Annotated in this window: 19 protein-coding genes and 1 pseudogene; 5 read left to right on the top strand and 15 right to left on the bottom strand. The window is 64.2% G+C overall.

All coding sequences use genetic code 11. From position 1 onward, the window contains the following. Positions 1–2: 2 nt before the first annotated feature. The 5 genes from FHU13_RS06245 to FHU13_RS06225 form a co-directional block, all read right to left on the bottom strand. Positions 3–704 (bottom strand): cyclase family protein, encoded by a 702-nt coding sequence (locus tag FHU13_RS06245; RefSeq protein WP_183435004.1) that lies wholly within the window; start codon positions 702–704, stop codon positions 3–5. 81 nt (positions 705–785) lie between these two features. Further along, entirely contained in the window at positions 786–1523 is a 738-nt protein-coding gene (locus FHU13_RS06240) for an ABC transporter ATP-binding protein (RefSeq protein ID WP_183435003.1), read from the bottom strand. After that, positions 1523–3304, bottom strand: coding sequence for an ABC transporter permease subunit (locus tag FHU13_RS06235; protein ID WP_183435002.1), 1782 nt, complete (start codon positions 3302–3304; stop codon positions 1523–1525). The genes FHU13_RS06240 and FHU13_RS06235 overlap by 1 nt, the downstream gene beginning before the upstream one ends. Then, positions 3301–4176, bottom strand: a complete 876-nt coding sequence (locus tag FHU13_RS06230; protein WP_183435001.1) for a branched-chain amino acid ABC transporter permease — start codon at positions 4174–4176, stop codon at positions 3301–3303. Before FHU13_RS06230 ends, FHU13_RS06235 begins: the two co-directional genes overlap by 4 nt. 126 nt (positions 4177–4302) lie before the next feature. Beyond that, positions 4303–5496, bottom strand: a complete 1194-nt coding sequence (locus FHU13_RS06225; RefSeq protein WP_183435000.1) for an ABC transporter substrate-binding protein — start codon at positions 5494–5496, stop codon at positions 4303–4305. A gap of 302 nt (positions 5497–5798) precedes the next feature. On the opposite strand from FHU13_RS06225, the gene FHU13_RS06220 reads away from it, so the two are divergent. Beyond that, the gene (locus FHU13_RS06220) at positions 5799–6761 is read left to right on the top strand and encodes a LysR family transcriptional regulator (protein ID WP_183435115.1); all 963 of its coding nucleotides are present in this window, start codon (positions 5799–5801) and stop codon (positions 6759–6761) included. A 500-nt stretch (positions 6762–7261) separates the two neighbouring features. Here the strand turns inward: FHU13_RS06220 and FHU13_RS28190 are convergent, their stop codons facing one another. From FHU13_RS28190 to FHU13_RS06205, 4 genes are all read right to left on the bottom strand, one after another. Continuing rightward, positions 7262–7393, bottom strand: coding sequence for a hypothetical protein (locus tag FHU13_RS28190; protein WP_281411590.1), 132 nt, complete (start codon positions 7391–7393; stop codon positions 7262–7264). 607 nt (positions 7394–8000) lie between these two features. Then, positions 8001–10706 (bottom strand): EAL domain-containing protein, encoded by a 2706-nt coding sequence (locus tag FHU13_RS06215; RefSeq protein ID WP_183434999.1) that lies wholly within the window; start codon positions 10704–10706, stop codon positions 8001–8003. Between the two features lie 717 nt (positions 10707–11423). After that, the gene (locus tag FHU13_RS06210) at positions 11424–11630 is read right to left on the bottom strand and encodes a hypothetical protein (RefSeq protein ID WP_183434998.1); all 207 of its coding nucleotides are present in this window, start codon (positions 11628–11630) and stop codon (positions 11424–11426) included. 571 nt (positions 11631–12201) lie between these two features. Next, positions 12202–12948 (bottom strand): Crp/Fnr family transcriptional regulator, encoded by a 747-nt coding sequence (locus FHU13_RS06205; RefSeq protein WP_183434997.1) that lies wholly within the window; start codon positions 12946–12948, stop codon positions 12202–12204. A gap of 662 nt (positions 12949–13610) precedes the next feature. Here FHU13_RS06205 and FHU13_RS06200 point away from each other — a divergent pair. Continuing rightward, complete coding sequence (locus FHU13_RS06200; RefSeq protein ID WP_183434996.1) at positions 13611–13997, top strand: response regulator; 387 nt, start codon at positions 13611–13613, stop codon at positions 13995–13997. Positions 13998–14971: 974 nt separating this feature from the next. After that, positions 14972–15253, top strand: a complete 282-nt coding sequence (locus FHU13_RS06195; RefSeq protein WP_183434995.1) for a hypothetical protein — start codon at positions 14972–14974, stop codon at positions 15251–15253. Positions 15254–15265: 12 nt separating this feature from the next. Here the strand turns inward: FHU13_RS06195 and FHU13_RS06190 are convergent. Beyond that, positions 15266–16020 (bottom strand): annotated as a pseudogene (locus FHU13_RS06190) (IS630 family transposase); the annotation flags it as partial. A gap of 605 nt (positions 16021–16625) precedes the next feature. Further along, positions 16626–17645 (bottom strand): GlxA family transcriptional regulator, encoded by a 1020-nt coding sequence (locus FHU13_RS06185; RefSeq protein ID WP_183434994.1) that lies wholly within the window; start codon positions 17643–17645, stop codon positions 16626–16628. Positions 17646–17695: 50 nt separating this feature from the next. Between FHU13_RS06185 and FHU13_RS06180 the strand changes: the two genes are divergently transcribed. Then, the gene (locus tag FHU13_RS06180; RefSeq protein ID WP_183434993.1) at positions 17696–18406 is read left to right on the top strand and encodes a DJ-1/PfpI family protein; all 711 of its coding nucleotides are present in this window, start codon (positions 17696–17698) and stop codon (positions 18404–18406) included. Between the two features lie 141 nt (positions 18407–18547). Here FHU13_RS06180 and FHU13_RS06175 read toward each other — a convergent pair whose 3' ends face one another. The 4 genes from FHU13_RS06175 to FHU13_RS06160 all read right to left on the bottom strand — a co-directional run bounded on the left by FHU13_RS06175 (position 18548) and on the right by FHU13_RS06160 (position 22634). Continuing rightward, a complete protein-coding gene (locus FHU13_RS06175) occupies positions 18548–20116 on the bottom strand; it encodes a sodium:solute symporter family transporter (protein ID WP_183434992.1) in 1569 nt (522 codons plus the stop codon). Between the two features lie 10 nt (positions 20117–20126). Beyond that, on the bottom strand, positions 20127–20423 hold the full coding sequence (locus FHU13_RS06170) for a DUF485 domain-containing protein (protein ID WP_183434991.1): 297 nt from the start codon (positions 20421–20423) through the stop codon (positions 20127–20129). Positions 20424–20528: 105 nt separating this feature from the next. Further along, complete coding sequence (locus FHU13_RS06165) at positions 20529–21635, bottom strand: carbon-nitrogen hydrolase family protein (protein WP_183434990.1); 1107 nt, start codon at positions 21633–21635, stop codon at positions 20529–20531. Positions 21636–21737: 102 nt separating this feature from the next. Beyond that, positions 21738–22634: a LysR family transcriptional regulator gene (locus FHU13_RS06160; RefSeq protein ID WP_183435114.1), complete on the bottom strand. Its 897-nt coding sequence runs from the start codon at positions 22632–22634 to the stop codon at positions 21738–21740. A gap of 410 nt (positions 22635–23044) precedes the next feature. Here FHU13_RS06160 and FHU13_RS06155 point away from each other — a divergent pair, with 410 nt between their 5' ends. Beyond that, positions 23045–24841, top strand: coding sequence for a putative bifunctional diguanylate cyclase/phosphodiesterase (locus FHU13_RS06155; protein WP_183434989.1), 1797 nt, complete (start codon positions 23045–23047; stop codon positions 24839–24841). Positions 24842–25400 lie beyond the last annotated feature (559 nt).

The raw sequence follows: 25400 nt of genomic DNA, 5'->3' as shown, positions 1-25400 counted from the left end.
CGTCATTCGTTGACGAGGGCGAAAGCGCGGACCGGCGAGCCGGAGCCGCCCTTGAACTTCAGCGGCACGCCGAAGAACTGCACCTCGCCCTTGCCCAGAAGCTCCTCCAGGTTCACCAGCCATTCCCAATGGCTGATGCCAAGTTCACGGCAGAGGCGGTGCTGGGCGAAGATGTTATCGCTCGGCTTATCGGTGGAGGGCCCCTCGACGCCGTGCATCTTCGAGCCGCGCTCGTGCAGCCACTTAGTGGCCTCCACGGTCAGCAGCGGGTTCTTCCACACCGAGTCGAGGCTCGGATAGTTGCGCGCGTGGAAGCCAGTGCAGAGCAGGACGATGTGCCCGTCGACCTTGACGCCGCTCTTGGCTTCCGCCTCCTCCATGTCGGCAACGGTGATGTCGCCCAGGTCGGGGATGTGCCGCAGGTCGAAGCAGACCGCTTTGCCCATGAACAGCTCCAGCGGCATCTCGTCGACGGGCTGGCCGTTCGGATCGACGTGTCGGAAGGCGTCTACATGGGTGCCGACGTGGTCGAGCATCGCGATGAAGTTCGTCTGGAAGGTCATCGCATCGCCCGGCACGCCGAGATTGAGGGCGGCCGAACTCTCGTGACTGAGATGCGTGGTGATCACCGGCCGCTGGAAGAGCTTGTGGGCCGGCATGTTGTCCTCGATCAGGAGGCTCAAATCGACGACGCGCTGGGGCATGGCGGGTCCTTTTCGGGCGTGACGGATCGTTCACGGCACCTTCCGGTGCCGTGCCGTTTCGGGTTCGGCGGGATGCCGCGCTCAGGCGGCTTTCTTCTTGCCGAGAAAGGTCTCCATGACCTCCGGATCGCGGGCGATGAGCCCGCTCGGGCCGTCCCGCACCGTGCGCCCCTGCGCCACCACGTAGGCATGGTCGGCGATGGCGAGCGCGTAGGATGCGAGCTGCTCGACGAGAAGAATGGTGAGGCCTTGGCCGTTGAGGTCGCGCAAGACGCCAATGAGTTGCTCGACGACGCGGGGCGCGAGGCCGAGCGAGAGTTCGTCGATCACGAGGAGGTCGGGTTCGGCCATCAGACCGCGGGCGATGGCGAGCATCTGCTGCTCGCCGCCCGACATGCTGCCGGCAGGCTGGCGCAGCCGCTCGCGTAAGCGCGGGAAGAGCGCGAGCGCCCGCTCCAGCGTCCGCTTCGCCTGAGCGGTCTTGAGGCCGCCATGGGTGTAGGCACCCAGTATCAGATTGTCCTCGACGGTTTGGTCGGGGAAGATCAGGCGTCCCTCGGGCACCATCGCGAGACCGCGGGCGACCTTGGCATGGGCGGGCAGCCGCGTGACCTCCTCGCCCTTGAACAGGACGCGACCGCCGCTCGGTCGTACGAGGCCGGTGATCCCGCGCATCAGCGATGTCTTGCCGGCACCGTTGTTGCCGATCACGGCGACCAGCTGGCCGCGCTGCACGGACAGGTTCGCACCGTGGAGCGCCGTTGCCGCGCCGTAGTGGACTTCGAGGTTTTCGACCGAGAGAAGTGGCGTATCGGTCATCAGGCGGCCTCCTCGTTGAGGATGGCGGACGGGCCGCCGAAATAGGCCTCGATCACCCGCGGATCGGCTTGCACCGTCTCCGGACGGTCGCTCGCGATGACCTGGCCGTAATCGAGCACCGTCACGGTGTCGGCAACCGCCATGATCAGGTCGACGTGATGCTCGATGAGCAGCACCGAGACGCCGAGTCCAGCGATCTTCCGGATCATGGCCTCCAGCTCGTCGATCTCCTGCGTGGTGAGCCCGGCGGCGGGCTCGTCGAGAAGCAGCAGACGCGGACGCGTGGCGAGCGCCCGGGCAATCTCCAGGCGGCGCTGATGGCCGAAGGGCAGGAAGCGAGCCTGCTCATTGGCCGCATCACTGAGCCCGACGAAATCGAGCAGGCCGATTGCGGCGGCGCGGCAGGCGGCCTCCTCGCGGCGGAAGCGGGGCGTGCGCAGGATCGCCCCGGGCAAGCCGTATCCGTGGTAGGCGAAGCCACCCACCATGACATTCTCCAGAACCGTCATCTGTCCGAACAGCTCGGTGTTCTGGAAGGTGCGGGCGAGACCGAGCCGCGCAATGCCGTGAACCTTGATGCCGGCGAGATCGGTCCCGTCGAGGTGCACGCCACCCTCGCTCGGGCGGTAGAAGCCCGAGATCGTGTTCACGAAGGTCGACTTGCCGGCTCCGTTCGGACCGATCAGAGCGTGGATCTCGCCTGGGGCGACCCGAACGCTCGCAGCGCTCAGCGCCGTGAGGCCGCCGAAGCGAACGGTGAGGCTGTGGGTCTCCAGGCTGGCAGGCTTGCGGCCCACCAGAAGCTCGGCGGCGGGCATGCCTTGGCTCGGGTCGACCCCACGTGGGCCGGGGCGCAGACGGGCGTAGAGTTGGCCCAGCGTGCCCAAGATGCCGCCGGGCAAGCCGAACATCACCGCGAGGAGCAGGGCGCCGTAGGCGAATTTCTGCCACTCGGCGAAGCGCTGCAGCACCTCCGGCAGATAGGTCAGGATGATGGCGCCGACGACCGGTCCGAAGGTCGAGGCCGCTCCTCCCAGGATCACCATCAGCAGGAATCGGACGGAATCCGAGAAGGTGAAAATGTCGGGCGAGATATAGGCGTTGAGGAAGGCGTAGAAGCTGCCCGCGATCCCAGCCGTCATGGCCGCGACCGCGAAGGCGAGCGTGCGGATCCCCGTCGCGCCGATGCCGAGGCTGCGCGCGGCCGTCTCGCTCTGGGCGACAGCCAGCATCGCGCGGCCGTAGCCCGAGTGCTTCAGGTTGTGCGTCGCCAGCGTGGCGAGAAAGAGGGTGATGGCGAGCACGGCGTAGAAGGCGTAGCCCGAGAGCGGATATCCGAAGAGGTTCGGGCCGGGGATGCCGCTGAGCCCAGTCGTGCCGCCGGTGAGGCTCTGCCACTCGATGGCAGCGTTCTCGACAATGAGGCCGAAGGCGATCGTCACTACCGCGAGATAGACGCCTCGCACCCGCACGCTCGGATAGGCGAGCGCCGCGCCGAAAAGGCCGGCCACCACCGCCGCACCGATGCTTGCGAGGACGAGGTCGAGGTTGAACCGGATCGCCAGGATAGCGCCGGTATAGGCGCCGAGCGCGAACAGTCCGGCTTGGCCGAGGGAGACGAGGCCGGTGAGGCCCACCAGGACGTTCAGGCCGACCGCGATCACTCCGTAGATCAGGAAAAGCATGAACAAGCGCAGTTCGTACTCGTTGCCGGAGGTGAGCGGCACGACAACGAGGATGGCCGCGAGCAGCGCGAAGCCGAGGGCGTAGAGGGCCTTCATACCTTGAAGATCTCCCGGCGGCCGAACAGACCCTGAGGGAAGGCGACGAGGACGAGGATCATCGCACTGAAGCCGACGATCTCCCGCGCCGCGGTCGAAACGTAGCCCTCGACGAACTTCTCCATGACGCCGAAGGCGAGGCCGGCCAGGACGACTCCGGGGCCACTGGTGATTCCGCCGATGATGGCGACAGCAAAGCCCTTGAGCCCGAGGAGGACGCCCATGCTGGCGGAAGCCTGGATCACGGGGGCGACGAGCACGCCTGCCCCTGCGCCGAACAGGGCCGCGAGGCCGAAAGAAAACATCACGATCCGGTTGACGTTGATGCCCATCAGGGCGGCCGCTTGGCGGTTGTGCGCTACCGCCTGCATCGCTCGCCCAACGAGCGTGTGTCGTTGCATCGCGTGGAGCCCCGCCATCGCCAGCAGTGCGACAGCCGGGATGACGAGTTCCTGCGGATAGACGCCCGCTCCGAGGATCGAGATCGCCCCTGCGACGCCGGGCGAGGGTAATGGCCGCGAGAAGCCGCCGAACTGCATCGTGGCAAGGGATTCGGCCATGATGCCAACTGCGATCGTGGTCAGCATCCAGCCGATCGAGGCGTTGGTGCCGATGAACGGCCGCACCGCGAAACGCTCCAACACAACGCCGAACAAGGCCCCGGCCAGGATTGCGAGGAGGCAGGCGAGCGGCAGCGGCAAGCCGGCATCGATGCCCATCACAGCGAGGACTGCGCCGATCATCAGCGTGTCGCCGTGGGCGAAGTTCACGGCCTTGGCGGCCGACCACATGATGTGGAAGCCGAGTGCAACGAGGGCGTAGATGCCCCCGATTGCGAGGCCGGACAGCGTATATTGCAGGGCGGTCGTCATGGCTGCCGCGAGAGTTCCCTGTGTGAAGCGGATAGGCGTCCAGCGGAGTTGGGGCGGCCCGGCGGTCGGGATCCGAACGAACCGCCCCGTCCCCTCCGTCCGAAGACGGAGGGGACGGGTCTGCCGTCAGTTCGTTCTGCCGTAGGGGGTCTGCGCAATCGGCAGGAGCTTGCCGTCGGACCAGACCGTCAGCTTGTATTCGCTCGGCAGGATTGCGTCCTGGCGTTCCGGGTCAGAGGAATCGAAGGCCGGATCGTATTTCGCTACCAAGCCGTCGTATCTGACTTGATAAAGCGCTTCGCGGACCTTCTTCCAATCGTAGGCACCGGCCTTCTCGATGGCCTGGGCCACGATGTAAACGGCGTCGTAAGTGTTGGCGACGCCGGAGCCCATCTTGATCTGCGACGGATCCTTCAGGCCGTACTTCGTCTGGATCTTCTGCCAGAGCGCTTGGCCTTTATGGTCGAGGTTGCCCATGAAGCTGTAGGTTTGCACGACCTCGACGCCATTGGCGAGCGGGCCGGCGAGTTCGCCGAGATTGCCGGCGATGCCCCAGGCGCCGATGATGGTGGGCTTGTAGCCGACCTTGTCCATCGAGCGGACGAGCTGATTGCCCTCGCGGTCGAGGGCCCAGAACAGGGCAACGTCGGCACCGGAATCCCGCGCGCGGATCGCCTGCGCGGTCATGTCCTGGTCGTTCCAGTTGAAGGTCTCCGTGGCGACCAATTCTTTCCCAGACTTTGCGATTGCCGCCTTCACGTCCGGCACGGCACCGTTGCCCCACCCTGTATTCTCATAAAAGAAAGCGATCTTTCCGTTCTTCGAGACCTTCGCGGCCTGCTCGACGAGGAAGCGGGCGACCCATTTGTCCTTGGCCGATACCCGGAACATGTAGTTCGGATTACGGCCGTTCTCGATTGCCTGTGTGTTGGCCGCGAGGACGCCGACGAACGGAATGCCGATGGCATGGACCGGCTCGACCTGAGCCACCGAAACGGTGGAGTGGTAACCACCGAGGATGACGATACACTTGTCGGCAAGCGCGACGCGCCGGGTGTTGTCGACCCCGCGCGGCGGCGCTCCGGCGTCGTCATACTGGACGAAGCGCAATGGCTTGCCGAGAACCCCCCCCTTCGCATTGATCTCCTCGATGGCGATCTCAGCGCCCATTCTGATGGCTTGGCCGGTGAATGCCGCAGGACCAGTGATTGCGGCAGAGTTGCCGATGCAGGGCTCCTGCTGGGCAAGTACCGAGCTAGGGATCGTGAAAGCCAGTGGCGCAGCCAGGAATACGCGGCGCAAATACTTGGGCGCAACCATGCGTTAGGCTCCCATTTCCTGATGATGCTCGGGTGCAGCCCCGATGCTCGAGCGATGACCGTCAGGCTACGCAACGAATACAACAGGCATCAAAGACAAATTTCCGATGCGAGCCATTGGAAATACCTATGAGGCTAGTTCATAGGCGCAGCCCAACGAGATGCCCTGGTGCCAAGCGTTTGCCTCAAAAGCGAAAATCTGCATGCCGTGCACATAGCTTGCGCAGATTGCTCGATGTTAGAGCGGTTTGACATAGGCGCAGAGTTCCGCGGATGCTCACGAAGGCCTTCGATCGGATTGCCATGGATCTTCGTCAGCTTCGGTACTTCACGCAGATTGCGGAGAGCGGGAATGTCTCTCGGGCCGCTGAGGTGCTGCGAATCGCGCAGCCCTCGCTGAGCCAGCAGATGCGCAACCTTGAGGACGAACTCGGTGTCGAGCTGCTGTTCCGGCACGCCCGCGGGGTCACGCCCACGGAGCTCGGGCTTAAGTTCTACGAACACGCGCGGCGTATCCTGCAGGAGGTCGAGCGAGCCAAGGAGGTCATGCGCTCACAGGCAACGAGCCCGAGCGGACGGATCTCGGTTGGATTACCGACTTCAGCCTGCCGGGGCCTGTCTCTGCCACTCCACCGGGCCATGGCGGCGGCGCTTCCCAACATCAGCCTGCACATTGTCGAGGCGATGAGCGGTACGTTGGACGAGTGGATCCAGTCCGGACGCTTGGACGTCGCGCTGCTCTACGACCACAAAGCGTTCGAACACGTGGCTTGGACCGAGATGATGGTCGAGGACCTGATGTTCATCGTCCCCACCTCTCATCCGCTGGCCGCGCGGCGCGAGATCGAGTTCGGCCAGGTCTTTCAGCAACCGCTTCCAGTAGTGCTTCCCGGCCGCCCGAACGTGCTGCGCGCCGTGATCGAGCAACTCGCGGCACGCCACGACATCACACCGGTCGCAACGGACTGCGAGAGTCTGCCGGCGATCGCGGAGCTCGTGCGCGCTCAGGCCTTCGCGGCCATCATGCCGCATTTCGCCTTGGCTGCGGAGATCGAGCGCGGCGAGATGGTCGCCATACCGATCATCGATCCGACACCATCCTGGCGGCTCTCCGTTGTAGTGTCTCAGCGAACTCTGAATACCCGTGGCAGCGAGGCCGTTGCTGAAGTTCTGGCAGGAGTGATCGGAGATCTCGTCCAACGCTCCGTCTGGCGCGCTCGCCTCAAGCCCACGGAGCGCCCCGCCCCCGTGCGCGCTCGTGCTTGAAATGCGGCCAAACCATCTTCAGTGCGAGCAAAGATCCACCTGTGCAGTGTTGTATGCTTCGACCAACGGCTGCGCTCTGCAATGATGACCTGCGGGTGCGGCAAAGTTCAGCGTTCTTTGTGAAGCCAGAGTCATCCTGATGTCCGCTGCACTACATCGAGCGGCCCTTCGTCATCAGCCGCACGTGACCGCTTAGAGTCAGCAGTTCGCCCGCCGGTTTGGCAGCAACGCCCTACTTCCAGACCTCCGCCGAAGCTGCTGGAATGGCCGCTCATCTCCCAATAGATGCTATCGGTACGGAATTGTTGCCCGGCTGAATAAAAGACCTTTCTACAATGCCACGACCAACACCGTCATGGGCATTGATTGCGCGCCTCGGTACCCTGAGTCGTTGGTCGCGAATCGGAAGGGTAGCGAGCGTCATCAGGACCGTCGCGGGCAGGTTCCCGGATGCTCGCGCTCGCGCTTGTGCGGACGTGGGTCAGCAGGCGTCAGGAGCCTCAGGCTAGGGTCCCGAGCACGGTCATGATCCCCACGCAGCCGATGGTCGACGCGGCAAAGCCGAGGAAAGCGATCAGTAGAGAAGGCATCGTGACTTCGGTCCGGCTCGAAACATCGTCCTGCGGATGCATCTATTCGTCTCCAGGATCAGGGATGCGCCCCCAACGCAGTGTCAAGCGGAACGGTTCCGCAAGTGGACCGACAGGGGCTCAGGCTAGCCGCACCTGACATGGCGACTGCGTTGTTGCTAATGCCGGCACTCAGGCGGCGGGTATCGTCTGGTCTGCCATTCGCGGATGCAGGTTCGCTTCGACCTAGGTCGATCGGCTCAGGAGCGCGGTAACCACCGCCCGGTCGAAGTAGGCAGCGGCCTCGATCAGGCGCTGGCGGCCGAGTTCGGGCGACTAGGCCTGTTTGTTGGGGCGCTCAGTCGTGAGCATGTCGAAGAGATCCGCTGCCGGCCAAGATCCGGCCGGACAGCGGGATGGCCTCACCAGCGATCCAATACGGGTAGCCGGCCCCCATCCCGGCGCTCGTTATCACTTGCTGCAAGTCCGGTGGCGAAGCGCATGATGGGCGAGTGGAATGGCTCAAGCCGAGGGGCCTTCGACATAGACCGTCGCAGCCGATTGCTGGCCGTCCGCGAAGTGCCACCATGGCAAGGCTCGGGCCCCGCCTCGATGAAGGTCGGCTAGTGCGCGGGCCGCCCGGCGGAGGAGCAAGGACCGTCCCCCGAAACTAAACGACTCTCATTCGCGGGTGGGAACGGCGCATCGCGGCGTTCCGCGAGGCAGTCGCAGCCGCAAGAAAGGCGGCAGGATCCATCGGTCTGCCGTAACGATAGCCTTGGCCCTCGTCACAGCCGTGCGAGGTGAGGAAGGTCTCCTGGGCCCCCGTTTCGATGCCTTCGGCGATGACTTCGAGGCCAAGGCTACGAGCAAGTGTCAGGACGGCTTCCACGATGGCAGCGTCGTGGCTGCCGGGCGCCAACTTCATGACGAAGCTGCGATCGATCTTCAGGCGGGTCACGGGGAAGTCTCTGAGCGCCGTCAACGAGGCGAAACCCGTTCCGAAGTCGTCGAAGGCAATCCCCACACCGCGCTTCTGCAACTCCCGCAACGGCGTAAGCATGGCCGACTGCTGTCGCAGCGCGATGTTTTCCGTCAGTTCAATCTCAAGCGCTTCCGCAGGCAAGCCGGCGGAGCGGAGTGCATCCTCGACGATCTCGACGAGGTCGCCAGCCACCAACTGCTCGGCGAAGAGGTTCACGCCTAGGCGCAACTCGAACCCGGCCTTGCGCCAGGATGCGGCCTGCCGGCAGGCCTCGCCGATGATCCACGCTCCTACCATGCGAGCGTGTCTGCTTGCCTCGAGCGTTTCCAGGAACGCTGCGGGCGTCAGCAATCCCCGTTCGGGATGCCGCCAGCGGATGAGGGTTTCCGCTCCAACGAGCATGCCATCCGCGAGGCGAACCTGCGGCTGGTAGTGGAGTTCGAACTCGCCACGCAGAGCCGCTCGTTCGACCTCATCCTCTAAGAGACGCCGGGCCTCATACTCCTCCCGGTCACGTGCCGTGAACGTCCGCACCAGCCCACCCCCAGCGGCCTTCGCTGCGTAGAGAGCTAGGTCGGCGTTGGCGAGGAGCCTTTCGGGACTTGTCTGTTCACCATCGGTGGAGACGACGACGCCTGCACTCGCGACGATCGGCAGCACATGCCCTCTGACCAGGAAGGGCCGCTCACCTAGGCTTCCCAGCATCCGCCGGGCGGTGATCCCGGCGCTTACGCCCACCGCCCCTCCGGCGAGCAACGCCACGAACTCGTCTCCACCAAGCCGAGCGAGCGTTCCGTCAGTGCCAAGGGCCTGCGCCAAGCGCGTCGCCGCCTCGCGCAGCAACTCATCGCCCGCGCCGTGGCCGAAGGTGTCGTTGACGTGCTTGAAGCCATCCAGATCCAGCAGAACTACGGCGAGTGGCTCACCGCTCTGCAAGGCACTGGCCGTCATCTCCCAGAAGCCCCTGCGGTTCGGCAGGTCTGTCAGCGCGTCCTGATAGGCAAGGCGGCGGAGCTCCTCCTGCGCTCGAACCTGCTCGGTCACGTTCCTGGTGAAGGTAACGATGCCGCCGTTCGAAGAGGGGAAGACATTGGCTTCGAGGTGACCGCCGACGGTCTCGTTATGGAAGGTGACCTTTGCGGGAGCACGTTCGTTCATGACCCTCCGGAAGGTCTCCCAGACGGGACCGCCGACCAACTCCGGGAACGCTTCCCACAGATGCTTGCCGACCAGCTCCCGGCCCTCTAGGCATACGCGGGCGCGCCCGTTGATGAAGGTGACATACCAGGTCTTGTCGATGGCCCAGACGCTGTCGGTCGTGCTCTCTAGGGCATCGCGAAGCCGCTTCTTCCGCTTGGCAACCGCCTCAGCCATGTCGTCGAAGGCCCGCCCGAGTTGCGCGATCTCAGACACGGCCTCGACTGCGCCGGCGCAGGCTTGGCCATCGCCCCTACGCCAACCCTCCACCACGTCGATCAGGCGGGCGAGCGGTCTCCGAATGAACCTGACGGCAAACCACCACGTCCCGAGCAGGGCCGCCGCCAACGCGGCCGCTGAGACACTCAGCACCCACGATCCCCGCCTGTGAGCGCCGGCAGAGGCCTGTTCGTAGTCGATGCCAACGGCCACGACGAATGGCGCTCCGGGTTGCGCGGCTATCGGTACGACTCCGACGAACTCGCGTCGGCCGCTCGTCCAAGTCATGTCCAGAAGTGCCGGCTCCGGCGCTACGATCGCTTTCCGGAGATTGGGCGCAAGGGGCTCGCCGACCCGTTCTCCGGACGGGAGGTCAACGAGCACGCGACCGTCGGGATCAACCAGGGTCAGCGTCGAACCCGGGGTCGAAGCGATGCTGCCGAGGTCGGCAGCAAGCCGCTCCAGATCCAGGCCGGCAGAAAGCACGCCGAGAAGCGTGCCGTCCTCGCCGTACATCGGCAGCGTAAAATGGAGTGTCCGGCGTCCGGTGATGCGGCCCACCACGTAGCCGCCGATTGCGAATGATCGCGTCTCTACCGCCCGACGGAATCCGGGGCGGACGGACACATCCGTGCCCGGTTGCGCGCTGCTGCACCAGATGCGGCCCTCAGGCCCAGCGACCCCGAGGACGGTATAGATCCCGAACTCGTCGACGAGTTGGCGCAGCATGGGGCCGCACCGGGCCTCGTCATGGTCGCGGATGGCAGGCACAGCGGAGAGCGCGAGCAGCAACTGCCTTGCCCCGTCCACCATCCGCTTCTGCCCGGCCGCGGCGAGCTGGGCTTCGCGCTGGACCTTCGAGCCGGCTTCCGAGAGTTCATCCTGTCGCGCTCCCGCCGCATGCCAAATCGCCAGGAGTGATGACGGAAGAACGCCGAGCATCGCCAGCAGCAGAAGGCGGATAAGAAGACTCACTGAAGATGAACTCCCTCGCCCGGACGGGCCCGTTGTTGGACCCGTGGCCCAATCTCAAGGAAGCCGCTCGCGCTCAGTTCCTGGGCGTTCTCAACTTGAGCAGGGGAGCTTAATACGATGCCAATGAATTGCTGGGACTTTGATGCAAAAACTTGATTTGGAAATGGGATTTAAGTGGGATCCGGTAGAAGCGTAAGTTCGACTGCGATCGGCTGGAGCCGGACGCGCTTCCCTTCCGGTAGCCGACGATGGAGAAGGCTGCTTGTGCGAACGAGGATTCGGCTGAGGGTGTGAATCGGCGGCCAAAGCAGGTCCAGACAACATTCCTATCTGAATGCTTTGAACGCTTCCTGTTTTAGGAGCGATCGTCGGGTCCGATTGGACGCCGATCGGTGTGCGAACGGTGCCCACCTCGACCACAAAACAATTTGTCAGACAAAGTGTTAAGCGAGCAGCAAGGCTTGTCCCGCTTCCGGCGCCGGCTCACACCGAGTCCGCCTCCTTCTTCTAAGCAGACATCCGACCCGGCTAGGCGGAAGGTCCGGAAGGGTTCAGCAGCGGCGGTAGGCCGAACACACTCGGAAGGTCCGAGTGGGGTCGTAAGCGGCCCCTCAGTGGCTCGCGGGTCTGGGCGAAACTCTTGAGTTTCGACCGATGGCACGCACAAAAAAGGCCCGGCAGTCGGCGCAGCCTGATCGCGGCAGGACGTCGCGCAGCTTAGGTGCGCTTGCTCATATTGCCGCCGCTCATGCCCTCGCAGCAGCAGCCGCCCGTCTTGCCCTTTCGGGCGTGTTTCATCGCCATTCCGCTTTTGCCGCACATCATCGCGCCCTTGCCCTTGCTGCCACCGCAGCAGCTCATGGCTAGGGCAGGGGCGGCGCTCAGCAGGAGCAAAGCCGTTGCGCTCGCAATCAGGGTCTTCATGAATCGATTCCCTCCGCAGGATGCGCCTCGGTTATGGGCCTTCACATAGCGGGAAGGTCAACTGCTCGCCTACCGCATCACAAAACCGATGTCGGCCGCCGCGGCCTTGAGCCGATCTGGCTCTCGTTCCTCCCTCACGGACTCTTCGTCCAACGGCTGGAACTCACCCCGCCCGGCTCAGCCGCGGCGGGGCTTTTCGTGGAAGCAGACCGCCTCAGAGGTGGTGCGGGCGCCCTGCGTCGAGCGCAGATTGGATCCGCTGCGTTAGAGGCAAATGTCGACGCGCTGTGCTCACAGCTACGACCTGATGCCGCTGACAGTCGGTCCGACTACCGTCTGCTTTCAAGCCGCCGCTCGACCCAGCTTTGCGCCTCATCGAGGTCGGCGAAGATAGGCGAGTCCGTATGCTCGACGGGGCCGAAGCCCGCCTCCAGAAACCACATCCCGGCCCTGTCTCCGTGAATCTCCGAGAGCCGAACCAGAACTGCCACCAGAAACTCGCCCGAGAACACAAGAAGGCTCTCTGTGTCTGAGCTGCCTGTTGCGACTTGAACAGGCTGCAAGCGAAGGGTCATGCAGCCGCGCGGCGCTCCAGGTTCAGGTACGTTGGATCGAACTGAGCAATTCGCACAAGTTCTTCCCAGGCTTCGATGACCAGCGTCTGAGAGCGCAGCGTGATCAGGGCTCGGCCACGCATGTCCCGCAACACACGATTGACGTGCACGCTCGTGAGACCAAGAGCGTCACCAAGATCGAGCTGTGCGATCGGCAACCGACAGCGGTAGTTCTCGGCCAGCCCCACCGCTTGCAGCGTCAGGTACAGCTCACAGAAGAGATGCGCCATGTGCTCGAAGGCCGAGCGCCGACCCAGGCCGACCATCCACTCCCGGAAGATCGCCGCATCGATCAGGGTCTCGCGCCAGAAGAGAGTACCAAGGTCGGGATGCCGGAGTGTCAGTTCGTGCAGGCTCTCGTGCGGGATGAGGGCCACGGTCGCCTTCGTCATGGTAGCGAGGCTGTGATCCATGGTGTGGATGTGCAGGCTCTGCAGATCCGGCACATCGCCAGGGATGTGGAACGAAAAGATCTGTCGCCGACCGTCACCGAGTAGCTTGTAGCGGCAGGCCCAGCCGTCGAGGATGAGGCAACAGTGCCCGGGCTTGTCGCCATCGCGCACGATGTCCTGTCTGGCGGCAAGGGTATGCGTTCTCAACGGCAGGCGCTCGATGGCCTGACGCTGCTCGTCCGAGAGGGAGGCGATGCTCTCCAGCTTGCGGATGAGCATGGCCATGGCGTGCGGATTAGGGGCTAAAGGCATGTCGCTTCGCCTTGCGTTGCAGGCGGAAGCGCTCGCCTCTCCCAGCCACCAGCACCTGTGTCGGAACCGCTGATGATGGGTATAAACATAGACCGATGTTGTTGAACGTCTCTAGGGAAGGTTGATTTTAGGGGGCGACTGCCCGCTTTAGTCGGATACCGTACGGTGACGAGCGGGAGCGGTGCAGGAGCGTTCTCTGCCTGAACATCGATCCTCCGCTCCTCATTCGTAACGGACGCGGCCCTACATCGACGGTTGGCGGCGGTCGGGCGAGCTCGGGCTCGGCGGCTCAACGCCGAGCTGATGGTCCAGTCGTAAACCGGACTGAGCCTGAACACGGCCGGCCGGGGGCCGTTGTCCTGACTTCGGCACTTCCCCCCTAGACCCACTCCACCCGGTTCGCCGGTGCGGGGTTTTTTGTCTTTGCCCTACATAAATCAAAGACATGTGCTCGACACCTGTCATCAAGGTTCCTGTCCGTCTGTTCCAACCGGATACCCTTCACCCCGCCCGGCTCAGCCGCGGCGGGGTTACTTTTTAGCACCTATACCGTTCGGAGATACGGTCGGAAATCACACCGACCCTGAGCTGATGATCTATGTAGTATGTCGGCCCAAAACCGAATGATACCGGCCAGGTCTAGCCATCAAGGGAGCTTAGCCTTGGCAGGCCATCAAATATTGCTAGACACACGAGTCCTCATCATAGAGGATGAGTATTTTATAATGGAAGAAGCTAGGCGCGCGGTCGAAGATGCCGGCGGGATCGTTGTAGGCGCCCATGCCGGCCTCGATGACGAGATGTTTGACGGCCCTGCGATCAGCTCAGATGTTGCCATACTCGACATAAACGTCCGCGGGCAGATGAGCTACCCACTCGCTCATCTTTTGCTTGGTCGTGGTGTGCCGTTTATATTTGCTACCGGCTATGACTTCGAAAACATACCGAGCGAATTTGCTGCAGTCCCCAAAATTCAGAAGCCCTTCGACGCTCAGGAGCTTGTAAAAGCCATAGCCGACGCCTGCGCGAGGTCGCCGGCGGTCAGATGAGGCCTGAGTGCTCCCTTGGCTTCTGATCGATTCCGTCCCGATTCACTTCAGCGCTGCATCGAGCGCGACCTCGCTCCCACTGGCACCAACCTCCCGCACTGCTTCGAGGAACCGGTGGCGCTGCTCCTCAGGCATCACCGGCTTCGCGCTAAACTCGTTCAACATCATCAGCCCCGCCCAGCCCAACCGCGGCGGCGATTTTTCGTGTGCAGAGTTCGGTCAGGCTCCGCACGCGCGGTCGGAGATCACCACCGAGCTGACCACGACGTTTGCGCGTGAGACGCCGAAGGAGATGGTGCGCGCGCCGTGCTTGGAGCCTCAACCCCACGAACCGTGACGCGACTCATGTTGCACTTCGCTGTTTCAAAGCCTGATGGCCAGCGAAAATCATCTGCCTTGTTGGATAGTCGATCTGCACTACATTTCCGCCGATTTTACATCTATATTTCGAAACGGAGGCAAACCAATGCCCCATCTTATCATGCTTGCTCTACATGAGGGGCACGAATGCTGCATGATGTCTTCATATATGTCTGGCGATAGCCTCATGAATCGCACATAACTTCAGTGGAATGCCAATCCTGCGAACGTGATGCAAGCAAAAGCTGCACGCAGATGGTCAGGTGCAGGCACATTATCTAATTCAGACTTGAAATTCCAAAAAACGATGAACTGACATGCTTTTTGCACTTAAAACTTCGCTGGAGGTGCGCGCCGAACTCCTCGCAACAGCGCCTATCATGGTCGGCGCCATTGTCGCGACCCGGCCCGACCCCTGCCCGGCTATCGAGCAGACGCGCCCCTTTGTCGGCGATTGCTGGCGGACGGGTGGGCTTGATCTCGGCGGGTCAGTGCCGAGCTAGAGCGCGACAATGCCCGACGGTTTCAGGTCCGATGCCGGTCGTTCGGGAGCTGAAAGGAACGACATATCGCGTCGCGCGTCTCATCCTGAAACACACAGTGAGGAAGCGACGATGTCGGTTTTTCAAATTCGTCAGGGTGGGACGGGCGCAATTCTCTGGACCGGCGCGGCTGCCAACGAGATCCAGGCCATGGACGCGATGGCCCATGATGCCGGCTACTATGACCACTCCGATCTTCCAGAGAACATGCGCAGAGGCCTGAAGGTCGAAGCGCTATCGTTCGGCACCGCCCAGGAACAGGCGTCTGCCGGCAGAACGCGGGGCGGCCGAAGCGGTCAGTTCGTGATGGGCACCGCAATCAACGATCGCAACCTTGGTCGTGCAGCAGGCTAGAGCGGGATCCGATCAGATTGGGTCATACGCATCGTAGCCTGCGGCTGCCAGATCGTTGCGGCACTCACCTGGCGTGAAGCGCCTGAAAGCACGCTTGATGGCGTCCCAGACGTCAGTGACGGTGCGAGCTGCCTTAGCGCGCAGGATGGCCTTGAGCTTGGCGAAGGCGAGTTCGATCGGGTTGAAGTCGGGCAAGTAGGCCGGCAGGTAGAGCAGCCGCGCACCCGCCGCCTCGATGCGCTCGCGGATGCCGCTGACCTTGTGAGCGTGCAGATCGTCGAGCACCGACCGTGTCGCCGCGCCTTAGTGCCGGCACCAGGGTCTCTTCGACATAGGCGCGGAAGCGGGCCCCGGTCATCAGCCCGTCGAGGAGCGCGGTGGCCGTCAGGCAGCTGGAGCGCAGGGCGGCCGTGACGGTGATGGTTTTCCAATGCCCGAACGGCACGGCCACCCGGCAGTGCTCACCGCGTGGCGCACGCCCATAGCGCCGGATCATCTTCGTGGTCGTGGCGGTCTCGTCGATGAACACGAGCCGGTCCGGATCGAGATCGAGCTGGCCCTCGAACCAGGACAGGCGGGCCGCCTTCACGTCCTCCCGATCCTGCTCCGCCGCATGACCCGTGTTTTTTGCGCGTGATGCCGTGGCGCCTGAAGAAGCGGGACAGGCTGCTCACCCCAATCCGCAGGCCGCGCTCGGCCAGTTGGGGATGCACCTCGCGCAGGAACAACCCGGGCTGCGCCTCGTCGATCTGTCGGATCAGGTCTGCCAGCGAAAGACGGGTAGGCCCGTCCCGTTCGAGATTACTGAACCGACGCGCGAGACAGTCGTGGCTTGGCTGGTTGTGCGTAGCTTGGAAGCAGGTGACCGGCTGTTCCCGAGCTGCAGCCGACGTGGAGAGCACCTCACGACGTGATTACAGCTGGTTGATCGACCGTTGGGGCACCTTGATCGGTTTGCACCCGTCAGCCTTCGGCACGCACAGTTTGCGGCGTACGAAGGTTGCGCTGGTCTGCCAACACACCGGCAGTATTCGAGTCTGCCAGCTGCTGCTCGGCCATACCAAGCTGGAGAACACGTCCGTGATCTGGGCATCGAAGTCGATGACGCGCCGATCATCTCGGAGTAGACCGAGATTTAAGATGGGCGCCACGGCCGAATTGGCCGCGGCCTGTCGCTATGAACGTCTGCCCTCTAAGGGAGCCGAATGACTCCTTCCGGACCTCGGCCAGCGCCGCCTCAAGGGTCCGCATTCCGCGCTTGAGCAGTCATGATGTGAGCGACCACGAGCCCGCATTATTGTGGACGAGGAAGAGGGAGAACTTGGCGCCCGCGCTTATCGATACGCGTTCCGGCTCTCAACCCTGCCTCCTATCAGGGAGGGGTGCCCACCGCGAGTGAAGACACCCCAAAGCGGGATCGATAGTCTTGCGGCGTGCTCGCCATGAGGCGCAGGAAGCTCCTGCGCATTGTCTCCTCGGACCCGAACCCGCAGCGCTGGGCGATACGCTTCACGGGTTGCCGGCTTTCCGCAAGCAACTGCCGCGCGGCCTCAACCCTCAGACGCTCGACGGCTCGGGCCGGCGTCAGTCCGGTCTCTTCTCGATAGTACCGGCTGAAGCTGCGCTCGCTCATACCCGCTTCTGCGGCCAGGCTCGGAAGCGACAGGTTTGCGCCGATATTCGCCTGCATCCAACGGTGCAGCGAGCCGAAGCGGTCCCCCGCCGTCTGAAGCGACAGGGCCGCGCTGAACTGCGCTTGACCTCCCGGGCGCTTCAGGAAGACGACGAGGTAGCGCGCCACCGCCAGGGCCGTTTCGCGGCCGAGATCCTCCTCGACGAGCGCCAGTGCCAAGTCGATGCCCGCGGTCACGCCGGCCGAGGTCCAGACCGGACCGTCACGCAGGAAGATCGGGTCTGCCTCCACGCGCACGGCTGGAAAGCGCCGGGCGAAAGCGTCGCAATACGACCAGTGGGTCACGGCCCGGCGGCCGTCCAAGATCCCCGAGGCGGCCAGGATGAACGCGCCTGTGCAGACGGAGGCAACGCGCCGCGCCCGACCGGCGCGTTCGCGCAACCACGAGATCAGGTCGGGATCCGCGGCGGCCGCATCGACGCCTGGCCCTCCAGCGACGACCAGCGTATCGACCTCGGCCGGCGTCGACGGGAGCGGATCGGTGGCGAGCGCGAGGCCCGCGGAGGACGCGACGGGGCCACCCTCCTTCGCGGCGACGCAGAGCCGGTAGGGCGGGACGCCGCCTCCCCTGGCGATGTGCTCGTTGGCCGATGCGAAAACCTGAAGCGGCCCAGTGACGTCGAGGATCTGCACGCCGGGGAAGGCGAGCACCTCGACGGATCGAACGGATGTTGGCGGAAAACGAGGGCTCTTTGGCATTTGTGCCAAAGTCTGGCGCGTTACGCTGCGCCTGTCCACCGGAGGTACCGATGATCCCGCCCGACACTCACCTGGAAATCGGCTCGCTGCTCTTCGAGGGCATCGACCAGATCGACCTGACCGGCCCGTTCGAGGTGCTGTCCCGAATCCCGAATTCGACATACCGCATCTACGGTAGGACGGCCGAGCCTGTTCGGGATGTCCGCGGCCTGAGGCTGACGCCGGACGCCCTCATCGGCGACGCTCCGCAACTCGATGTGCTGCACGTGCCCGGTGGGTTCGGGCAGGAAGACCTGATGGAGGACGAGGCCGTCCTTGGTTGGCTCCGCCACCAAGCCGCCGGCGCGAGGAGCGTCTTCTCCGTTTGCACCGGCGCCCTGCTCTGCGGCGGCGCCGGACTCCTGAAGGGCCGCCGGGCCACCACCCATTGGGCATCGTTTGATTTGCTGCGCTATTTCGGCGCGACCCCCGTCGATGAGCGGGTCGTCGTCGATGGAGGATGGGTATTCGCAGCGGGCGTCACGGCCGGGATCGACGGAGCCCTGCGCCTCGCGGCGGAATTGCGGGGCGAGGACGTGGCGAAGGCCATCCAGCTCTACATGGCCTACGCGCCCGAGCCGCCCTTCGAAAGCGGCACGCCGGAGCAGGCGCCGCCGGACGTTCTCGAACAGACACGCGCCTCGGTGGCGGACATCACAAACCGCCGTGCGGCGACCGCGCGTCGCTTCGCCGCCAAGCTCGGCGTGCAGATCAAAACTTGACGCGCCTTTCGACGAACCGGTTCCCATTTTGTCTGAATGCGCTCTGGAACCCGGCTGCACTCTCGCTTGGACGGCGCACTCGAAACGAAGCAGGACGGGACGCGGTCATCCCGTCCCGTCCTGCTCGAAGCCGATTGAGGATCAGCGCCCGGTGTAAGCCGCCCCCGAGGCACCGAACATGATCCGCCGCCGCATCTCTCGGAAGCTGCCTTCCGCGCCGTCCTCCTGGGTCACGAGCGAGACGGCGATGGCGACGAGGAAGGACAGGGGCATGCTGATGAGCGCAGGGTTCTTCATCGGGACGAACCACCACGCCTGGGACACCTCGGCGATGTTCCGGCCCAGTACGTCGACTTGGACCGTGGGGGAGAGGCAAATCAGCAGCAGCGAGGAGACGGTCCCGACCAGGATGCTGGCCACCGCCGCCGGGGTCGTGAAGCGCTTCCAAGTGATGGACAGCAGCAGGGCGGGGAAGTTAGCGGCCGCGGCCACGGCGAAGGCCAGTCCGGCCATGAAGGCGACGTTCTGACCCTCGAACACGATCCCGAGGAAGACCGCCAGGACGGCGATGGCGACCGTCGCGATCCGGGCGACGGTGAGTTGCTCGCGCTCCGGCGCGTGGCCGTCGCGGACTACGTTGACCCAGAGGTCGTGACAAACCGTGGCAACCCCGGAGAGGGTCAGCCCGGCGACGACCGCGAGCATCGTCGCGAAGGCGACCGCGCAGATGAACCCGAAGAACCCGTTGCCGCCGACCGTGAGGGCGAGGAGCGGGGCCGCCATGTTGCCGCCGCCACCGGCCTTGATCACGGCCTCGGGCCCGACGAGGACCATGGCTCCGAAGCCGATCACGAAGACGAGCAGGTGGAACGAGCCGATGATGCCGGTCGCGTACAGGATCGACATCCGGGCCTCCTTGACGTCTGGGACCGTGAAGGCGCGCATCAGGATGTGCGGCAGCGCCGCCGTCCCGAACATCAGCCCCACTCCCAGCGAGATCGCGTCCCACCCGCTGCCAGCGACCTTGGAGCCGGGCTGGAGCACGCGCTCGCCGTACTTGTCGGCGGCCGCCGCGAAGAGGCGCAGCGGGTTCATGTCGAAATGGGCGAGCACGAGGAGCGCCAGGACGAGTCCACCGACGGAGAGAAGCACGGCCTTGATGACCTGGACCCAGGTGGTCGCCAGCATGCCACCGAAGATCACGTAGGTGAGCATGGCCGTCCCGACCACGATGACCGAAGCCGTGTAGGGCATGCCGAAGAGGAGTTTGATCAGCGAGCCCGTGGCGACCATCTGGGCGATGAGGTACAGCAGGATCACGGTCAGCGTGCCGATGGCAGCGGCCATGCGCACGGGCCGTTGCCGCAGGCGGTAGGCGACGACGTCCGCGAAGGTGAACTTGCCCAGGTTGCGCAGCGGTTCGACGATCAGGAACGAGATGATCGGCCAGCCAACCAGGAAGCCGATGGAGTAGATCAGCCCGTCGAAGCCGTTCGACGTGATGATGCCGGCGATGCCCAGGAGGGCGGCTGCGCTGAGGAAGTCACCCGCCAGCGCCCAGCCGTTCTGCCAAGCCGTGATCTGGCCTCCTGCGGCAAAGAACTGTTCCGTGGTGCGCGTCCGCCGTGCGGCCCAGTAGGTGATGCCGAGCGTCAGCGCCATGAAGACGAAGAAGAAGGTGACGGCCAGTGGGTTGTTCGCTGCCTGCATTGTCCCCTCCTCAGTTCATGATGCGGCGGACGGCCGGGTCATAGAAGCGGTTTGCCCAGACGACGTAGACGAGACAGAGGGCGAACGACCCGAGGATCACGCCTGCACCCAGCAGGATGCAGAGCGACAATCCGGGCGCTAGAATCGTCCCCATCATGGGCTTCGCGAACGCGAACATCGTCATGAAGCCGAAATACATTGCGATCATCACGGTGCTCAGAAGGATCGCGACGTGAGATCTCCTTCTCGAGATCTTTGCAAACTCCGCACCCTCATCGTGAAGGTCTATTCTGTTCGGTGAAAGCACGCTGCGCCTCCGTCGATTGGGGGGTGGTCTGGCGAAACATCTCCGTGAGACCGGAAGCCTCCGAAGCCGGCGCGGCGCGTGTCGGAACGTGCCGCGCTCGATCCCTCAGTGGCCGCCGCGGCGCGGCGGTTCGGCCGTCACCTCTCCGAGACCGGGATGCGCCGTGCCGGCTCCCGGGCCGAAGGCGTCGGGACCATCGCTGCGGTCGGCGGCGTACCCCGAGGGCGGGACGGCCGCGTCGAAGCTGACGGGCTCCCGCGGCGTGCGGTCGACGCTGAGGTGGAAGATGTCGAAGCGGTTGTAGTAGCCGACCACGTCGTGGAATTGCTTTGGCTCCACGCAGGTCGCGACGTCGATATCGGCGTAAAGGATCCCCTCGTCCCCCTGGTGGGGCTCCACGACATGCGAGCCCGTGGGATCGAGGACCATGGACACGCCTGCCGGGGTCCGCTCGACGATATCGGCGAGGGACGCCTCTCCACCGCAGAGGATCTCCTTCGCGGCCCCATCAAGGACAGCGGAGCAGACGATGTTGAACGCCTTGGCCTCGAAGGCATGGCCCCCGGCGCGGATCTCGATGGCCCGCTTCAGGTCATACGCCGCGCTCTCTCCCGGCGGGCGGGTCGGCCAAGCCGGCGGATAAGTCGAGATGTGGACCTGCTCGCCCTGCGCCATCAGCGCGTACCGGGCCAAGGGATTGGTGTTCTCGCCGCAGATGAGCATGCCGACCCGGCCGATTTCGGTGGGGGTCACGCGCAGGCCCCGGGCGTCGCCGTTCGCCCAGACGAGCTTCTCGTAGAAGGTGGGCACGAGTTTGCGGTGGTGGTTGAGGATGGCGCCGTTCCGCCCGATCAGGACGTTCGAGTTCCACAGGCAACCGACGCTGGCCTCGGTGCTCTCGCTGAAGCCGAGCGAGACGAACACGCCGTGTCGCCGCGCTGCGGCGCGCACTGCGCCGATCTCAGGTCCGTCGAGGCGGACGGATTGGGACGCGAGGCGCTTGAACAGATCGTGGTTGTGGATCGGGGCACGGAGAGCCACCCAGAGGGGGAAGCCCGGCATGTAGCCCTCGGGGAAAACCACGAGACCGGCCCCTGCACGAGCCGCCTCGCCGATCAGGGCCGCCGCCTTCTCGGCCGTGGCGGCGCTGTCCAGGAAGACCGGAGCAACGTGGCAGGCGGCAGCCTTGAACTGCGGATAGGGTACGGACATCGGCGCGGCTCCAAGATCGGGATACCGCATTTGCAACAGAGGCCGCCGATGCCGCGAAGGCGGAAAATCCGCAATGGCCGCTGCAATCGTGCCGCCACATGCTCAGAATTCGTTCAAGTAATCTGCCTCTTGCGTGAACAGGTCGGTCAGGAAACGGGTGACCGTGCGGACACGCCCGACATACTCAATGTCTTCGTGGACACCGAGATAGAGCTCGCGGCGTACGACGATATCCTCGGGCAGGACAGGTACGAGGGCGGGGTTCGTCTTTGCGGAGAAAAGCGGCAACAGGGCGATTCCCGCACCCGCCGCGGCCGCGGTCTGCTGGGCCGCCATGCTGGTCGAACGGAAAACCACGTTGTTCGGCTTCAGGACCTCGAGAAGCCAGTGCACCGGTTCGATGGCGACGAGATCGTCGACATAGTCCACGAAGTCGTGATCCTGCAGCTCGGCGCGCGCGCGCGGCCGGCCGCGTCGGGTTAGATAGGCTTCCGACGAGAACAGGGCCAAGCGGAACTCGCCGACCCGCCGAACCTTGAGTCGCGGTCCCTGGGGCGGCACGAACGACACCGAGATGTCGGCCTCACGCTTCGTCAGATTGATCAGGTGCCGCTCGGTGACGAGCTCGATGACGAGACCGGGGACGGTCGCGGCAAACTCGGCAAACTTGGCCGCCAGGTAGAACGCGGCGATGCCTTCCATGCTGGCGACCCGCACGCGTCCGACCGGCTGCGTGCCATCCTGCAGGCCAAGCGCCTCCGGCACGCAGAGCATCTTCTGCTCGATAGCCTCCGCTATGACGAACAGCTTGTGGCCGCACTCTGTCAGCAGGAAACCGTCGGAGCAGCGCTGGAAGAGCTTCGTGTCGAGGCTCCTCTCCAACTCGGCGATGCGGCGGCTGACCGTGGTGTTGTCGACCTTGAGCCGGCGGGCGGCCGGCATTAGCCGACCGTGCCGGGCAAGCTCAAGGAAGAAGGTGAGATCGTTCCAATCGAACATACGGTCGGTGCTCTGAGGTAAAGCACGGCGGAAGCCTAGCCGCTGCCTCCCCTCTTTGGAAGCGGTCGCATAGCAGCGGCCCAACGGCAGACCACCAAGCGCTTCCGCCGCTGGGACACAGTCCGGAGGTTTGCCGAGAGCGGGCTATCGACAGCTCGCAGGTGAAGGTCCGCTGCTAGCGCAGAGCGGTCCAAACGGCGTACGAACTCTGCATAGCAGCCGCTCCACCGTCAGCGGTGTGCGAAGGTCAGCTCCTAAAACCAGCTAAGATTACTTAACGCTGTTGAGCGGACGTTCGGATCTGATCACGGATTAGCAAGTTTTGTTCGGCCACGTGAGTGACGGCGAACGAAAATTTTGACCGGGTGGAATGCCCTACAGCTTCGCCACACGAGGCTCGCAGTCGCTTAATGTCGGAAACCTCACGCCACGAGCGCTTCGAGGAAGAGCGCCTGAGCGCACTTCAGCAGCTCAACCTCCTCGACACACCGCCGAGCGAGAGCTTCGACCGTATCACACGGATGGCCAGCCAGATCTTCAACGTGCCAATCTCCGCGGTTTCGCTGACCGATCGTGATCGGCAGTGGTTCAAATCGCGCGTCGGCGTCGACCACTGCTCTATCCCCCGAGAGAAGGCGCCGTGCGGACAGGTGGCCGAAACCGCCGATGTCCTGGTGATCTCGGATTTTGCGCGAGATGCCTGCTACGCCGACAGCCTGCTCGGTCGCAGCGGCATCCGCTTCTATGCCGGCGCGCCCCTGGTCACTCGCGAGGGTTACAGTCTCGGCGCCTTGTGCGTGTTGGGAACGGAGCCGCGCTCGGTTGCCGAGTCCGAGGTGGCTGCTCTCAAGGATCTGGCTGCCATGGTCATGGCTCAGATCGAGTTACAACACGCTTTCGGCCGGATAGACTCGCTAAGTGGCCTGCCCAACCGGAACCAGTTTTTAGATGACTTAGCGGATCTCGCCGTCGAGCGCCCGAACGAGGACAGGCTTGTCATACTCGTCGATCTCGCCCGCCCCGAACAGATCAGCGCCTATGCACGCGTCATGGGACCGGCCCGCGTCGATGATCTGGTGCGGGATGCCGCCCGGGAATTGCGACGACTCGTCGGTCAGGAGCGCACGCTCTATCACACGGCGGCCACGCAGTTCGTGTTCCTAGCGCCCCAGGACGTCCAGCAGGACGACTACGTCCGCCGCCTCATGGAGGGGCACCAGGGGGCGCGGCAACGCTCCATGACCGGCATGCTCCTGACCAGCGCCATCGGCGTCACCGTCTTCACGCCTCACGAAACGGGGCCGCAGGATGTGCTGCGCGCCCTCTACAGCGCGGTTCAGGACGCACGTACATCGCCCGATCTCGTCAGCGTCTACTCGTCCGTCGCCGATGAAGCCTATCAGCGTCGATACCGGCTGCTCCAGGACTTCGGCCCGGCGCTGCTCGCCGACGACCAGTTGCGGCTCGTGTTCCAGCCGCGCATCGATCTGCCCACGGGACGATGCATCGGCGCAGAGGCGCTGCTGCGCTGGAACCATCCGGTCCTGGGGGCCGTGTCCCCCGGCGAGTTCGTTCCCGTCATCGAGCATTCGCCCCACGCGCAAGCCATGACGGCATTCGTTCTGGAAACGGCGCTTGTGCAGGCGCGTCGCTGGCAGGAAGCAGGGCGCCGGCTCGTGGTATCGGTCAACGTCTCGGCCGCCAATCTGCACGAGACGAGCTTCGGCAACTCGGTCCAGGCCGTCCTTCAGCGACACGGCCTCGCACCGGAGCACCTGGAGCTGGAGGTGACCGAGAGTTCGGTCATGCAGGACGCCGACGAAGGGCGGCGTCAACTGGACGCGCTCGCCGCAGCCGGTATCCGCCTTGCCATAGACGATTTCGGAACCGGCTACAGCAGCCTTGCCTATCTCCAAGACCTGCCAGTTCATGTCGTCAAGATCGACCAGAGTTTTGTACGAAAACTCGCCGATGGCGAGCGGGAGCACTCACTCCTTCGCTCGATGATCGGGCTGTCGCATGATCTCGGTTACCGCGTGGTGGCGGAGGGCGTCGAGACCGGCGAGGTCGCCGAACTGCTGAAGGCCATGAATTGTGACGAGGTGCAGGGCTACTTCTTTGCACGTCCGCTGGAGGTCAGCCAGTTCGCAGCTTGGCCTCAGGAATACGAACGGAGCGATCGCTGCGAGCAGCAATCCGGAGTCTGAGACACGGTCGAGAAGCGAACGTCCGCTGCCTCAGCAGGGTGCGCTCATACTCGAGCGAAACGTTTGGCTCCAATCCGGCCGAAATATCCGGGCTTGTTGGTTCGCGAAGCGATCCATGCTGGGATCCAACCGGGCCGGCCAGCTCTGATGTGCATCTGAACGCTCAGATCGTAAGATTTACTTCAGCGTTACCGTCCAAGATGTGGGAGACGGCGGTTGATCGGACCCCGTTTGTTAGCGGGATACGTTTGCCGTGGTGCCCTTTTCGCCGAAGATCGGAACGACCCTACAGGTTCTCTTTGGGTCCATGACCGCTCTTGTCGTGGTCGCCGTGGGCACTCCGATCTACCGCGAAGCGCAGAAGCTCCGAGAAAGCGCAGCCGTTACGCAGGTGGCTGAGGCGGGCTACGAAGTCTTCACCGCCCTTCAGAATACACGTACCCAGCGTGGTCCCGTCCGGGTGGCGCTTGAGTCGAAGGCGCTCGCCTCCGACGCCTTCCGCGGCACGCTTCTGACAGCGCGTCAGAAGGCAGACCCGGCCACCGCCCGGGTCATCACA

The sequence above is a fragment of the Methylobacterium sp. R2-1 genome (genome assembly GCF_014191355.1).
Classification (GTDB): Bacteria; Pseudomonadota; Alphaproteobacteria; order Rhizobiales; family Beijerinckiaceae; genus Methylobacterium.
The sequence above is the reverse complement of the archived record's forward strand: the minus strand, read 5'-3'. Positions and strand labels throughout refer to the sequence as shown.